This is a genomic window from Paraburkholderia sp. RL18-085-BIA-A (genome assembly GCF_046027075.1).
Taxonomy (GTDB): domain Bacteria; phylum Pseudomonadota; class Gammaproteobacteria; order Burkholderiales; family Burkholderiaceae; genus Paraburkholderia.
The window spans coordinates 17,117-31,542 of record NZ_JARESU010000100.1 but is presented as its reverse complement, the minus strand read 5'-3'; the positions used below and the strand labels follow the sequence as shown (position 1 = coordinate 31,542).

Genomic DNA, 14,426 nt, shown 5'->3' with positions numbered 1-14,426 from the left:
GCTATTTGAAAACCGGCGAACAGGCATGAGGCAGTAAGCCTCATGCGGTAATGACTCGCCAACAGAATCCTCGGGTTCTTCTCCTGTTCGGTCCGACCTCGTCTTGCTATCGCGTCGAGCAGTAGTTGAGTTATGCGGAAATCAGGTCAGGTGGTAGCGGGCGGTAACGGCGGATGCATGGGGTGGCGTTGCCAGGCATCGGCATCGTAGCGTTCGTCCCTGGCGAGCATCGCCCATAGCATTCGGGCATGCTTGTTTGCAATCGCAATCAACGTCTTGTGATAGCCCTTGCGTTCATGGAGTTGCCTGATCCATCGTTGCAGGCGGCTTGCGTGCGTGGGGTCGGCACGCAGCGCCGACTGCAACGTACTTCGGGCGCCCTGAACCAGCAGAGTGCGCAGATAGACATTGCCGCGCAGGCTGATATGTCCGAGCCGCGTCCTGCCACCGGAGCTGTGCTGGCGCGGGGTCAAGCCAAGCCAGGCACCGAACTGCCGGCCATTGCGGAAGATCTTCGCGTCGGGAACGGTCGCAGCCAGGGCACTGGATGTCACCGGACCGACGCCGAGCAGTTCGCCGGCGCGTCTTGCAACGTCACTGCTTCGGGCGTGAGTGGCGATCTGCTGGTCGCAGCGGGCAAGCCGCAGGTTTAGCGCCGCCAGTTGTTCGCGCACCTCCAGCAGCATCGCCTGCACCGGGTCAGGCAGCCTGGCGTCTTCGATCAGGATCGGCAACGCGCTGAAAAACCGGTCCGCAGAACGTGCGATCACCACGCCGAATTCAGCCAGCAACCCGCGGGTCCGGTTCAGCAACGCGGTGCGTTCCTCCTGCCAGCCATTACGCACGCTATGCCACGCCAGGATCGCCTGCTGCTCGACGGATTTGATCGCCACATAACGCATCGTCGGCTGCCGCGCCGCAACGGCGATGGCCTCAGCATCGGCTGCATCATTCTTGCCACCGGGCCTGAACGGCCTGACGAACTCGGCTGGAATAAGCCGGGCCGTGTGACCACGCGCGGCGAACCAGCGTCCCCAGTGATGGGATGAACCACAGGCCTCCATCGCGACGCGGCACGGGGACAGCTGTTCAGCCCATCGGATAAACGCCTCGCGTCGCAGCACGCGCCGCTGCAGCACTGCGCCCGTGGCGTCGAGCACGCAGATCGCGAACACATCCTTTGCCAGGTCGATTCCGACGGTAGTAAGCTGGTCCATGACTTCCCCTCCTGTTCAGATTGATGGCTGACACCTCAATCCTGGCACTCGATGCCGTGCGACTTCAATGTCGCCTCAGGTTGGGGAAGCCCCTCACATTTGAAAAAGTCGCTGCGTTGCTTTTCCAATTCGCTCGCAAGAAAATCGACCTCTCAGATCGGCCTACAAGCCGCTCGCGAACACCGGTCAAGGGTGAGAGGACCCCTAAAAACCTTGCGACAGAGACAGACAGCGACTTTTTCAACAGTATCGAGTGCGGAGCCGCCGCTCGAAAAGTCACCTGGCGGACATTGCGAGCGGCGGCTAGTGGGAAACGGCCGCGTCCTTTGCCTTCCTGGTACGTCCTTCACAGCTTCTTAACCGATACGTTGCAGCCGGGCGCCTATCTGTCCAATATCGGCTTCCCACGTCCCATACAACCCGCGCATCGCTTCCAGAACGCGAGTGGGCCGTTGTTCGACATCGGCGCGCAGTGCCTCGACAGCATCATAGAAGGCTAGACCTACTGCGAGTTGTCCGCGAAACTGCGGCAGTTGCCCTTCGTCCAACATCCGGGCACTGTGCCCAATCCGCGGGAAACAGATCAGACTTGGAATGTCCGGCTGTCGCATGATGAGCAGGTATCGCCAACGGTGGCCAGGTGCGCGTCCAGCCGGTACGAGCTCGACGCTGGATCTGATTGGATCTTCTCCAACCAGAAAGTCGTAGACCGTCGAAACCCGCTCCGGCGCATTGCCCGCAAGGAGCACGTAGTGCTCGACGGTCGTCACGGGGCGCTTCGATTCAGTCAAACGTTCCCGATGTACGGACGTAAGCCCGAAGACCGCCATCAGACGCGACAATGCCGCGTCGGGCAATGTCGCCCGCCCGGCAAGATAGGAATCAAGCTCAATTTTTGCTACGCCTACGCGTTTCGCAACTGCAAGCGACGGTTCCGGCCAGCAGCCAAGCAAGGCGGATATGATTTCGCGGGCGTCATCTTCGCGCATGGTGACCACCTGGGGAAAAGCCAGATTTTTATCGGAGATCTGCTGCCCGTCCGGATAGCCACGCTTCCCTGGAATGACCGCGACATCTGCCTCTTCGACGGGAGCAAGCGTGCCCCCGAAGGCGTTCCGGTCTGTAGTCATCCCCCGGACCTGAAACCTCAGGCTCACGTTGCGCAGGAATCGCAGCGCACCTTCCTCCCTCGCTGTTTTTAGGTCACGTTTTGAGGCATCGATATTCACAATCGTATTCCTCCAAAAATCTTGAACCGGTATCCAATCCAGACGAATGCAATCCACCGACTGGCCGTGACGTACGTCCTGTTGGTCAACACAGGCTGGCCATAGGCCACAACGGACGAGACCGTCGTGATGGGTGGACACAGGCTCACCGTTGCGTTCGGCCGCAGTTTCGTCCCGATATGTCAATCATCGGGACGAACGCGGTCTACGACCATCCCCAAAACGGGGGATCAAGGCAATGTCGAACGATAGAGCAAGGGTTGGCATGGACCGCAATCGCAATAGCAAACGGCAGGGACCCGCGAGCAATGCCGCCTTTTCACCTTCGATACGGGTCGGTTTAGTGCGCAGCCCGCGGACCATGCCCGCGGTGCTTCATTTTTTCAGTCGATGCCATAGAGAATCAGCAAATGCGGGGTGCGCACAACCGATGGGGCGCTCCAAACTCGTTGACGAATGACCTGGATGCGTCCCGCCTTGACTGCCGCTTTCAAAACCGTCCAGCCAGCCTCATTCTGTTCCGCATAAGCGAGCGCGAATTTCTCGATGGCTTCGTCGAACGCACCCGACTTTCCAACATATCCGCTAAGCAATGCGGGATCGCCGTCAAACCAACTTTGTTTCGTTGCGTGCGTCTTATTCCGGTCTTGCGTCAGGTGAAGGTTCGGATGCAGGCGGCGAAATATCGTGCAGTGCGTCAATCGCGGCATCCACCGTTGCAAAGATCTCGCGATGGACGCCGCGCGTACGCAATGCCTTGTATCGTTCGATCTCACGCAGCACGCCCGTCGGAAGCGCGATCGCAGCGACGCCCACGCCGCGCCGATCGAGTTCCGCGCCCAACTGGAGCAGCGTCTTGCCCCCCGTGTAGTCGATATTGTGGATCTCCGATGCGTCGATCACCACCCAGCGCAACGGCGAACTTGCCTCGTTGACGAGTTTGAGTATTTCGTCCGTAAAACGGCCAGCGTTCGCATAGAACAGGTCCGCTTCGAACCGGTAGACGACGATGCCGGGCGCCGCGTGCACATTCGGCGCGACAGGCTGCGAGACCCAACGGCCGGCGGGGCTGCGCGTCAGCACGCGCGTGCGCAGGCGGTAGCTGTGCCGCGCATGCGCAATCAGCGACAACACGACGGCAGCGAGAATGCCGTGCATCACGTCGACAAACACGACTACGCACGCCGCGAGCAACGCGACGACCAATTCGTCCTTCTGCATGCGATAGAGTTCTTTCATGCCCTTCACGTCGATCAGCTTCACGCCGATCATGAATACGATTGCCGACAGGACGGGGGCAGGCAGAAGACTGAGCGGCTTTGTGAGGAACAGCAGCACCAGCAGCACGATGACGGCCGTGGTCAGATGGGCAACCTGGGTGCGGCCGCCCGCATCGTCGACCATCTCAGTCTTGGTCGGACTGCCGTTTACGACGAAGGTGCCCGTAAGCGCGGCCGCTGCGTTCGCGGCCGCGAGGCCGATGATGTCGGCATTGTCGTCGCCCTTCTCGTTGTAGCGGTTGGCGTACGCGCGCGCCGTCGCCGCGCTCTGCGCGATGATGACGATGAAGCACGAGGCGGCCGTTGCCAGCACCTGATTGATCTCGTTCATATGCAACGGCGGGAGGTACAACGACGGAAGCCCGCCGGGCACTTCACCTGTTACCGCAATGCCATGCGCAGCGAAGTTGAACACTGCGCTCGCGACGATGGAGCCGATCACGGCAATCAGCGCACCCGGCGCACGCGGCGCCAGTCGCTTGCACCCGACGATCACCACGAGCACGGCAAGCGAAAGCGCGGTGGTCGGCGTGCTCGCCTCGGCCACGCGTTGCAGCACCGATATCAGTTGCATGATTGGCCCATGCCCCTGCTTCGCGAGACCGATAAGCCCGGCGAGTTCGCCTGCGGCGACCTGCACGCCCACTCCGGTCAGGAAGCCGATCAGGGCGCTGCGGGAAAGAAAGTCGGCGAGAAAACCGAGGCGAAAGATCCGTGCAATTACGAGCATCACGGCGACTGTCAGCGCCACTGTGCTCGTGAGGCCGACATACTCCTTGCTACCCAATGCGGCGACGGCTGTCAGCGTGCCCGCGAGGATGGCAGCCGTCGCGGAATCTGCTGCAACCACCAGTTGACGCGAGGCACCCAAGACCGCAAACGCGATCAGCGGCAGCAGGATCGTATAGAGACCAGTGACGGTGGGCGTGCCGGAAATCTTCGTGTACCCCATCACCTCGGGGATGCCAAGGGCCGCCAGCGTGATCCCGGCGACGATGTCATGTGGCAATTGCGCGGGATTGAAGGGCAGTAGTCCCTGCAGGAAGGGCATGCGGTGCGGATGAGACTGCGTCGAGACCGCGGGTTTCATGGTGTTGCCTCCACCTCGGTCGTGAGCTTGCCGACCAGCGCATCCGCAATGATGTCATCTGCAATGACCACGTCGGATGCCCCCGCGCTCTCGAACAGCTCCTTTCTCAACGGGTTTTCGCCGGGCACGACAATCGAGAGCGAGGCATTCAGCGTATGCGCCAGCAAGGTGATGGCCAGATTGTTATTGCTGTCGGGCGTCGTCACGACCAGCGCCTTGGCGCTGTTCAGCCGCGCATGCCTGAGCACGTCGTCGAACACGCCCGGCGAACCGAGCACGACCATATGACCGCGATCCGCCGCGCGGTCCGCCTGCGCCTGATCACCGACCAGAACGAGCACCGTCTGCCCCGCTTTGCTCAGGCGGTCTGCGACGAGTTCACCGAGCGAATGAAATCCGACCACTACGACATGATTGGCGAGATGTTCGAGCTTGCGTTCCATGATCCTGTTCTCCCGATAAGCCATTACATCGTCGCCCGAAAGCATGCCCGTAAGCCTCGAAACCGCGAATCCGCCAACCAGCAGCGTGGTGAACATGGCCAGCAGCATGAACATCTTCTGCGGCTGATTGAATTCGGCAAAGTCACCGAGTGTCGTGACGAGATTGACCCCGTCCCAAAGCGCCGTGAACACTTTGTTGGGGAAAGAGGTATCGGACTGATCAAGCAGGACCAGCCCGGTGGCGGAGCCGCCAAGTAGCAGAACAAGAAGGCCGACTGTCAGGCGCGCGCGGCGTCGCCATTCGCGAATGCGAACGACTCCGAGACGCGGCTCATTGACACGGTAGATCCACATCTGTTCCTCGAATAGCGTTTTCGGGACAAGAGCGAACCATCAGCCAGAGGCAGTCCCGTTCGATCTGCCTCGCGCGGACCTCGACAACCGTTAGCGTTAGCCGGGTTGACTCACTGTGCCTCTGGTGGATACTGATACAGATGAGCTGAGGCACTGCGCGTCATGTAACCCTTCGACGTTGAAGAACACGAGCTAACAGGGCATCATTGCACATCGTCACCATACTGTCACACGCTGCCTCTACAGCAGTCACATACCACCGGCAAAGCCGGTAGCTTGAAATTGTGAGCGCCTCAAAGGCGCCCATAGAACCGTGAGCCGCCGATGGCGGCTTAATCCATGACCAGCTTCATCTGGTCGTACCGCTCATCCTCTTCCTCCTGATTGGGGATGTGCGCTCGCATCATGTGCTCGTCCAGACCCCGCTGTGGAAACGAAGTACCCTCGAGCCCAGTAAAATTCCGTTGCCGGCCTCCGTACTTCCGGCCAATCTGAATTGCGCTCGTCCCCTTGATGTAGCCGATCACATTCGATACCGCATACTTCGGCGGAATGCTCAAACACATGTGAACGTGATCCCCCATCAGGTGTCCTCCGACAATCCTTGATTCCTTGTGGGACGCCAGCTCATGAAATATTTCCCCGAGCTACCGGCGCAACGGGCCGAATATTTGCTTCTTGCGCCGCTTCGGGATGAACACTACGTGATCCTTGCAGTCCCATCTCGTGTGACTCAGGCTCTGATACTCTTTCATCGTGAATGTCCTTCTCTTGGCAGAGACAGGAAATTCGCGCCGACCGTCGTAAAGGTCAAACCTTGGTGAGTTAGAAAAGGCGAAGCGTTGGAAACCGTCCGTGTCCACTGTGAACGGCCAGTCCGGCTCGCGGCAATCTCCCTTTGACGCCTTGGTGAGGTCACTCTTTAGGCGCACTGTTATGTGGAAGTCTGCGAAACGGGTCACTTCGGATCCGCTGAGCGCGCGAGGGGTGTATAGATACGCTGCATGAGATGTCACACTGCGTATTCGACGCGACACCACCGCCCGCGAGTACCGATGGCCTCGATGGGGCGGCTTGAGCGGCCGCTGGCGCTGTTCGTCGCTGTTCGTGGTTGTCGCATGGCGTTTCTCCCGATTAATGCTGCTGGGAGGACCCTGTCACGAAGTCGACGCTGCGATGCTGTTTGAGCCAGATCAGTGGCGTGCGGCGATCATTCTCCACAAGAAGGAGCCACCCGCGACGCCGCTGGGCCTCAACGAGGTGATTCGTCTGGTCGCCACGCTGGGCGGCTTCCTCGCCCTGAAGGGTGATGGCGAACATGGAGTCAAGACGATCAGGCCAGGATTGCAGCGCGTGACGGACTTCGCCGCCGGCATTAGGTACGTCTGTGAAATCGCTCACGAATGACTAGTGTTTAATGGGGGGCACAATCGTCTCTTCTCCTTCCACATGGTCCTTGCTTGACTCCGAACATCGCCGCCTATTCTTTTAACAATTGCCCCTTGATCGCTGCTAGCTCAGCGAGTTTGTCTTTGCCGACTTCCGGATATTTCAAATCCAGAGAGGCTAAGGTCTCGACGATCGCCGCCGCCACGACGACACGGGTGAACCATTTGTTGTCCGCCGGCACAACGTACCACGGCGACTTTTCCGTCGCGGTATTGCGGATCATGTCTTCGTAGACTTCCATGTACTCATCCCAATGCTCGCGCTCGACGGCATCGCTGGCGGAGAATTTCCAGTTCTTGTCCGGGATTTGGATGCGCTCGAGGAAACGCCTCTTCTGTTCGTTCTTGGAAAGGTGAAGAAAGAACTTTCGCACTACCACACCATTGTTGGAAAGGTACTCCTCAAAATTTCGGATGTCCGTGAAGCGTTGTTCCCAGATCTTTTTCGTGATGAGTTCAACCGGAACTTTTTGCCTAGCCATAATTTCCGGATGCACTCGCACGACGAGGGTTTCCTCGTAATAGCTGCGATTGAAAATACCTATATGGCCCCGGTTTGGAAGAGACTTCATGCAGCGCCAGAGATAGTCATGGTCGAGATCATCTGCGGACGGTGATTTGAACGAGACGACCTGGCAACCCTGCGGATTGACGCCGGACATGACGTGCTTGATGGCGCCGTCCTTACCGGCGGCGTCCATGGCCTGAAAGATGAGCAGAACGGCCCACTTATCCTGGGCGTAAAGTTTGTCCTGTAACTCGGCGAGCGCCTCAATGCCCATGGTTAGCGCCTCCTGGGCACGAGGCTTGTCTTCATTCCCTAAGCCCAAGGTCTCGCCTGGCATGGCGTTCTTCAGGCGAAAGTCTTTGCCCTTGTTGACGCGAAACGGCTCCGCGAACTTGCGGGCCTTTTCAATGAGTTGTTCTGTTTTCATAAGTCACTCCGGGATTTCACAGATGTAGTAATCGGCGCCCGGCAACAGGATCGAACACTTGATCAGATTGACGTCGACGATGCCTGCGCGATCGTAGTCACGGCCCTGAGAATCCTGGGGCAGTGGCTCGTCATAAAACACCACCAGATGAAAATTGGCATGCGCCGCGGCTGTCTCACGTAGCCGGTCACGCATGGCATGCACCGCGCCGTTGCGAGCACCGTGGACAAATACCACCTGCCGCCCGATTACATCATGTCACTCGGGCACACCAGCGGAATTGGACTTTGGTCCTGCGCGTCGGCGCGTTGCAGGAACAATAAAGCGCGTCCCGGCGCGCGTCAACCGCGATCGATGGAGCGGCGAGATCACGCAGTGAGACGTCAGGCGGCAAGCGCTTCCATCCTCGCGCTGAGGCAGCTTGGGCTCTTTCGGCTTAACGAGGCTTCCATCAACAGTTCAGTTACGTTGCGCATGCGGAACTTGCCTCGCCCCCACACCGTACGGCTGCTAGCAATGGGTCTTTTCGCATTGAGGATGGCGAAGCGAAGCAATCCAGATATGATTAGGAATGTTATATATCCAGCAAGTAGAATTGCCCCTCAAGAGTCTGTCGGATGTCGCCATCTCTCATTTCCCCCTTGGCGATCATGTGCATGAACTCGATTCCACTCAACAGGATATGCGCAAAACGAAAATCCTTGAACCCGAGCATCGGTCAAGTCCCTCGCTTGATCGCCCGATGGTCCTGTTTGATGATGTTGTTCAGGTACTTTGACAGGCGGATCTCTCATCCGCTGTTGGTGTAAGCCAATTCTGACGGGATATCCAGACAGGATTCATTGCAGCAACCTTCCGGCGCACCAATACTACTTGCAACCCAGATCGATATTGCGTTTGAAACAACCCTATCCACAGGAGCCTTACGCATGTCCACCGTGACCAGTACCGTTTCCCGCGTTGCCGTGCCGGCCCAATGCATCATCGAATATGCGACTGACGCATTGCAAAGGGGCGCATTGTTTCTGGATGTGCTGCGCCAGCGAGGAAACATCTACCTCGATCACGCAAGTGCCGGCAAACCGCCGGTCCTTGCGTTCAAGTACGAAGTCGTCGCGGATGGTCACGAACTGCCGCATCCGGTCAACTATGCACTGGCCCGCATCATTCCGCCCGATGGCGTTGTCGCGCCGGACCCGACGAAACGCCCATTCGTCGTCATCGATCCGCGGGCGGGACATGGCCCAGGTATCGGGGGCTTCAAGATGGACAGCGAAATCGGAATCGCACTGCGCCAGGGGCATCCATGTTATTTCGTGTTCTTCCGTCCGTACCCGGAGCTGGGCCAGACGATCGAATCCGTCGCACGAGCCGAAGCCGCGTTTCTGGAACGGGTAGCCCAATTGCATCCGGACGCCGAAGCCAAGCCGTTCGTGATTGGGAATTGTCAAGGAGGATGGGCGCTCCTGATTCTGGCTGCTGCAAAGCCCGAGCGCGTCGGGCCGATTCTGCTCGCGGGATCGCCCGTCTCGTACTGGGCTGGCGTCGAAGGCAAGAACCCGATGCGTTACACAGGTGGCATGCTCGGGGGAACATGGCTCGCATCGCTCGCCGGCGATCTCGGGAACGGCATGTTCGACGGCGCCTATCTGGTCAACAACTTCGAACAGATGAATCCGGCGAACACCTACTGGAAAAAGCTCTACAACGTCTACGCGAATATCGATACCGAAGCGGAGCGCTTCCTCGAGTTCGAGCGCTGGTGGGGTGGCCATTTCCTGATGAACAAGGAGGAAATGGAATGGATCACGCAAAACCTTTTCGTCGGCAATCGTTTGTCCGCAGGCGAAGTGGTGTCGGCCGACGGCAACATTCGTATCGACTTACGCAACATCCGTTCGCCCATCATCGTGTTCGCCTCCTGGGGTGACGACATTACCCCGCCGCAACAAGCACTGAACTGGATTCCTGACCTATACGACAGTGTCGAAGATATCCGGATCCACGAACAGACGATCGTCTATTGCCTGAACGAAACGATCGGTCATTTGGGAATATTCGTCTCAGCGGGTGTCGCGAAGAAGGAGCATGCGGAATTCATCAGCGCGCTCGATCTGATCGATACTCTGCCGCCCGGTTTATATGAAGCGGTGATTGAGGATACGCGGTCGGATCTGCCGGGATTGGAGTTTGTCAACGGGCGCTACCTGATCCGCTTCGAAGCGCGCGAGATCGACGACATACTTGCACTCGATGACGGGCGCGACGATGAGCGCGCATTTGAAGTTGTCAAGCGGACCGCCGAAATCAACCAGTGCCTCTATGACACTTTTGTATCCCCATTCGTGAAAGCTGCATCGAATCCGTGGACGGCTGCGTGCACCAGGCTGATGAACCCTGCACGCGTCGAGCGCTGGACGCTGTCAGACCTGAATCCGGCAATGTGGGGTGTCAAGATGATGGCTGATGCAGTGCGTACGCACCGCCAGGCTGTTTTGCCCACGAACCCACTGCTTGAAAGCGAGCATGGCATATCGGACGCGATCGCGCATGAGCTCGATACCTATCGGGCATGCCGCGACAGTACAGTCGAGATGGTGTTCAAGGCAGTCTACGATTCACCGTGGCTCGCGGCACTGATCGGCCTCAAGCGGGGGTCCGTGCCGCAACGGCTGCACGAGGCCGATAGCTGGCTTAACGAAGAAGTCAAGCGCCTTAAGCGCCGCGAGCTTGAAGCGTCGTTCGAGCATGCCACATTCCTGGACGGTGCGATGCGGGTACTGGTCTATTGCGGCCGCGAACTTCATGTCGTCGACGAGCGTCCGTTCAATGCGATGCGCAAGTTGCTGCGCGAGTCCGGGCTCGACCACACGATACATCTCGCCGAGCTGAAGCAGGCGGCCAGGCGTCAGACGTTCCTCGTGCGGTGGGACGAAGAGCGCGCGCTGGCTGGCCTTGCACAACTGCTCCCGACAACGTCAGAGCGCCGCCGGGCACTCGACGCCGCGCGGGCACTCGCGGCTACGCGTGGCGACATCGCGCCGGCGCAACAGCTGCGCCTCGATCGCGTCGCCGCGCAGCTCGGCCTCGCGCCACGAGAAAAGCCCCTGAAATCGACTGAGCAGACTTGATGAAGGAGCACGCTGTGGAATGCAAACGCGAGAAATACGAATCGCACACGCTTGAGGAACTGGAGGCCTGAATGCCAGACGTATCCAATCAGCCGCTTGCCGGCCGGAAAGCATTGATTCTTGGAATCGCAAACGAGCATTCGATCGCCTACGGCTGCGCATGCGCATTTCGCGAAATGGGCGCCGAACTGGCGCTCACGTACGCGAACGAGAAGGCGAAAGCCTACGTCGAGCCGCTGAGTCGGGAGCTTGGAGCGACGCTGCTGATGCCGCTCGATGTATCGAAGCCGGGTGAACTGGAAGCGCTCTTCGATGTCGTGCGAACAACATGGGGGCGGATGGACATCGGCGTGCATTCGATCGCATTCGCGCCAAAGCAAGACCTGCAGGGCGGCCTCATCAACAGCTCCCCCGAAGGCTTTGCGAAAGCCATGGACATATCATGTCATTCATTCATCCGCATGGCACGATTCGCTGCGCCCCTGATGGACGAGGGCGGGTCGCTGTTCGCCATGAGTTACCTTGGCGCTACGCGTGTCGTGCCGAATTACGACCTGATGGGGCCGGTCAAGGCGGCGCTTGAAGCATCTTGCCGATACCTTGCAAGCGAACTCGGACCGCGACGCATACGCGTTCATCCGATCTCACCGGGGCCGCTGAAGACACGGGCTGCATCCGGACTCAAGGACTTCGATTTACTGCTCAACGAGGCGCTCGAGCGCGCGCCGATGGGTGAACTCGCCGACATCATGGATGTCGGTTACGCGTGTGCCGCCCTAGCGTCACCGTTTGCGCGGCACATCACGGGCAACACCATCTTTGTTGACGGCGGCGTCAGCGTCATGGGCTGACCACGGTCGCCCAGTAGCCCGCGCGCGTAACCCGCCTTCCACTTGAGACGGATACTGACATGAAACGTTGGATAAGCAATCCTCTGTCCGGCAGCCTTCAAGACTAGTATGGAGCCAAATGTGTTAAGCCCGCACGAGCTCGCTACATTGCTACTCATTAAGGCCGGCAATCTGGCCGATGTCCTGGACCGAGTCGAACTGGACATTTTGCATGAGCAGCAACTGATAACCGTCGAACGCGGACAGAGCAGATATGTAGGTGCCAGTCTAACTTCGCGCGGCGACACGATGGTTCATGCGATCTCGCATGAACCTGGTTGAGCTGCGTCCCTTTCCAGTGAATCCCGTCCACCGCAATTGCCTGAAGATTCAAGTCTCAAGGATCACAGCGGCAAATCGGCATCGTTATGATGATTTATCAAGGCGGCGTGCAAGACAAACTCTTCTACTCCCCGAGTGGCAGGTTTTTCGGATCAGCGCTTCCGATACGGCCGACCTCTGGCCAACACTCGACGGGCGTTCATTCGCCTTCCCTGGTTTCGACGGCAGCGAGCGGCAACGCAACGGTCAATGCGAAGCCTTGATCGGGTGCGCTCTGAATCCGGATGGCACCGCCCAGGCGGGCAGCACGCTCTCGCATTCCCAGCAGGCCGAAAGCGTTCGCGTTGGGTCGCGCGTCACTAGAGCAACCACTGCCGTTGTCTACGACGCGTACTATACAATTCGTCTCCTCGCACACGATCTCGAGCGTCACTGAAGTCGCGCCCGAATGGCGCGCGACGTTCGTCAGCGCTTCCTGGACGATTCGAAACACTGCGGTGCCGCCCTCGTGATTGAAGTCAATGTTGTCGACGTCAATTCGGCGGACCACCTGTACGTTGTGGCTCGCTGAAAACTCATCGATTAGCCAGTCGACTGCTGGAGTCAGGCCCAGGTCGTCAAGCATCGTGGGACGCAGACCTGCTGCAATCCGCCTTACCGAGCCAATGACTTGATCGATCAGTGAGTATACTTTGCGCAGGTTGGCAACGGGCGCTGTCGTCTCAGCAGCCATAAGATGGTCTTCGATCTTGGCGGCTTCTACTTTCAGTGTGACCAACTGCTGTCCAAGATCGTCGTGCAGTTCGCGTGCGATACGGTTTTTCTCCTCCTCCCGTACCTGCTGAATATTCGCCGACAGGCGCTGCAGTTCTTCGCGCGATTTTCGCAATGCGTCATCAGCCCGTTTCCGATCCGTAATATCCATGATCCAGCCCACCATGCGATAAGGCTGATCGGAATTGTTCCACAGAGCTTGCCCACGAGACTGAACCCACCGGAAGTCGGGCGACCTGGTTCGAACTCGATACTCCACATCGTAGACGCTCTTATCCTCCAGATGCGCGTTCAGGCTGGTGAATACCCTATCGGCGTCGTCCGGGTGAATGGCATCCCGCAGAACTCGCGCTTCATTGGGCAGTTCGCTATCCGCATAGCCCATGATTTCCTTGAAACAGGGCGAAAGATACATCGTTCCGGTCTGCAGATTCCAATCCCACAACCCCGCGGTAGCACCGGTCACGGCGAGCTGAAATCGCTCCTCACTCGCTCTAAGAGCCGCCGCGATGCGATGACGTTCGATCGCGTAACGAATCGCCCGACCCAGCTCCGACGCATGAATATCTCTTTTTAAAAGATAGTCTTGCGCACCTTCCTGTATGGCCAGTAAGCCGACCGATGCGTCGTCCAGCCCCGTGAGAACCAGTACCGGAACATCCGGCGATAGCCGAATGAATGTTCTGACTGTGTGGAGGCCCTGGGCGTCGGGCAGTCCCAGATCCAGCAGCGCGACATCGAAACGCATCGAATGTGCGCGAGCCAAGCCGTCGGAGAGGCGCTCGGACCGAACCAGCCGATGCTCGAACTCCACCACATCCGCTAGCGCCGTTTCAATCAAAAACGCATCGCTGATGCTGTCTTCGAGCAGGAGAATCCTGATTTCCTTTGACGTACTCATGGTCCGCTGGGCGGCAGCGTCACTACGCCAAACCAGAATTCATTGATGCTTCGTACGACGTCGACGAATTTGGTGAAATCAACCGGCTTCGTGATGTAGCAATTGGCATGGAGCCCGTATGATCTCGCCACATCCTCCTCTGATTTGGAGGTGGTCAGCACGACCACTGGGATGTTCATCAGCTCCGGATCTGCTTTCACATCCTCGAGCACTTCACGCCCGCTCTTTCGCGGTAAATTCAGATCGAGAATGATGAGTCCGGGCCGCGGTGAGGCGGAGTATTTTCCCTCACGCCTCAGGTATTCCATCGCCTCCACGCCGTCGTCTACCACATGCAGTGGATTCAGCACCTTGTAATAGTCGAGAGCCTCACGTGTCATCATCACGTCCGTAGGACTGTCTTCCACGAGGAGGATATGAAGGAGATCGTCGGATGCGTTGGTAACCATGGT

The 14,426-nt window shown here is 58.6% G+C and carries 10 protein-coding genes and 4 pseudogenes; 3 read left to right on the top strand and 11 right to left on the bottom strand.

Annotated elements, in window-relative coordinates:
* Positions 1–146: 146 nt before the first annotated feature.
* The 6 genes and pseudogenes from P0D89_RS38395 to tnpA form a co-directional block, all read right to left on the bottom strand.
* Positions 147–1,217 (bottom strand): IS110 family RNA-guided transposase, encoded by a 1,071-nt coding sequence (locus P0D89_RS38395; protein WP_408378149.1) that lies wholly within the window; start codon positions 1,215–1,217, stop codon positions 147–149.
* Positions 1,218–1,573: 356 nt separating this feature from the next.
* On the bottom strand, positions 1,574–2,446 hold the full coding sequence (locus P0D89_RS38390) for a hypothetical protein (protein ID WP_408366727.1): 873 nt from the start codon (positions 2,444–2,446) through the stop codon (positions 1,574–1,576).
* 383 nt (positions 2,447–2,829) lie between these two features.
* On the bottom strand, positions 2,830–3,147 hold the full coding sequence (locus P0D89_RS38385) for a DUF2252 family protein (RefSeq protein ID WP_408366725.1): 318 nt from the start codon (positions 3,145–3,147) through the stop codon (positions 2,830–2,832).
* Complete coding sequence (locus P0D89_RS38380) at positions 3,083–4,816, bottom strand: SulP family inorganic anion transporter (RefSeq protein ID WP_408366723.1); 1,734 nt, start codon at positions 4,814–4,816, stop codon at positions 3,083–3,085. The genes P0D89_RS38385 and P0D89_RS38380 overlap by 65 nt, the downstream gene beginning before the upstream one ends.
* Positions 4,813–5,613: a potassium channel family protein gene (locus P0D89_RS38375; protein WP_408366721.1), complete on the bottom strand. Its 801-nt coding sequence runs from the start codon at positions 5,611–5,613 to the stop codon at positions 4,813–4,815. The genes P0D89_RS38380 and P0D89_RS38375 overlap by 4 nt, the downstream gene beginning before the upstream one ends.
* Before the next feature lie 332 nt (positions 5,614–5,945).
* Positions 5,946–6,368: pseudogene (gene tnpA, locus P0D89_RS38370) on the bottom strand (IS200/IS605 family transposase).
* Between the two features lie 334 nt (positions 6,369–6,702).
* Between tnpA and P0D89_RS38365 the strand changes: the two are divergent.
* Positions 6,703–7,020, top strand: a pseudogene (locus P0D89_RS38365) (IS4 family transposase); the annotation flags it as partial.
* A 73-nt stretch (positions 7,021–7,093) separates the two neighbouring features.
* Here the strand turns inward: P0D89_RS38365 and P0D89_RS38360 are convergent.
* The 3 genes and pseudogenes from P0D89_RS38360 to P0D89_RS38350 all read right to left on the bottom strand — a co-directional run.
* Entirely contained in the window at positions 7,094–7,996 is a 903-nt protein-coding gene (locus P0D89_RS38360; protein WP_408366719.1) for a polyphosphate kinase 2 family protein, read from the bottom strand.
* Positions 7,997–8,014: 18 nt separating this feature from the next.
* Positions 8,015–8,239, bottom strand: a pseudogene (locus P0D89_RS38355) (nitric oxide dioxygenase); the annotation flags it as partial.
* A 331-nt stretch (positions 8,240–8,570) separates the two neighbouring features.
* Positions 8,571–8,786 (bottom strand): annotated as a pseudogene (locus tag P0D89_RS38350) (DDE-type integrase/transposase/recombinase); the annotation flags it as partial.
* Positions 8,787–8,925: 139 nt separating this feature from the next.
* Between P0D89_RS38350 and P0D89_RS38345 the strand changes: the two are divergent.
* Both P0D89_RS38345 and fabI read left to right on the top strand, forming a co-directional pair.
* A complete protein-coding gene (locus P0D89_RS38345) occupies positions 8,926–11,127 on the top strand; it encodes a DUF3141 domain-containing protein (protein ID WP_408378146.1) in 2,202 nt (733 codons plus the stop codon).
* 71 nt (positions 11,128–11,198) lie between these two features.
* Positions 11,199–11,978: an enoyl-ACP reductase FabI gene (fabI, locus tag P0D89_RS38340; protein ID WP_408366715.1), complete on the top strand. Its 780-nt coding sequence runs from the start codon at positions 11,199–11,201 to the stop codon at positions 11,976–11,978.
* A 520-nt stretch (positions 11,979–12,498) separates the two neighbouring features.
* Here the strand turns inward: fabI and P0D89_RS38335 are convergent.
* Together P0D89_RS38335 and P0D89_RS38330 are read right to left on the bottom strand one after the other, a co-directional pair.
* Positions 12,499–13,974: a hybrid sensor histidine kinase/response regulator gene (locus P0D89_RS38335; protein ID WP_408366713.1), complete on the bottom strand. Its 1,476-nt coding sequence runs from the start codon at positions 13,972–13,974 to the stop codon at positions 12,499–12,501.
* Positions 13,971–14,423, bottom strand: a complete 453-nt coding sequence (locus P0D89_RS38330; protein WP_408366711.1) for a response regulator — start codon at positions 14,421–14,423, stop codon at positions 13,971–13,973. The genes P0D89_RS38335 and P0D89_RS38330 overlap by 4 nt, the downstream gene beginning before the upstream one ends.
* Positions 14,424–14,426: the final 3 nt, after the last annotated feature.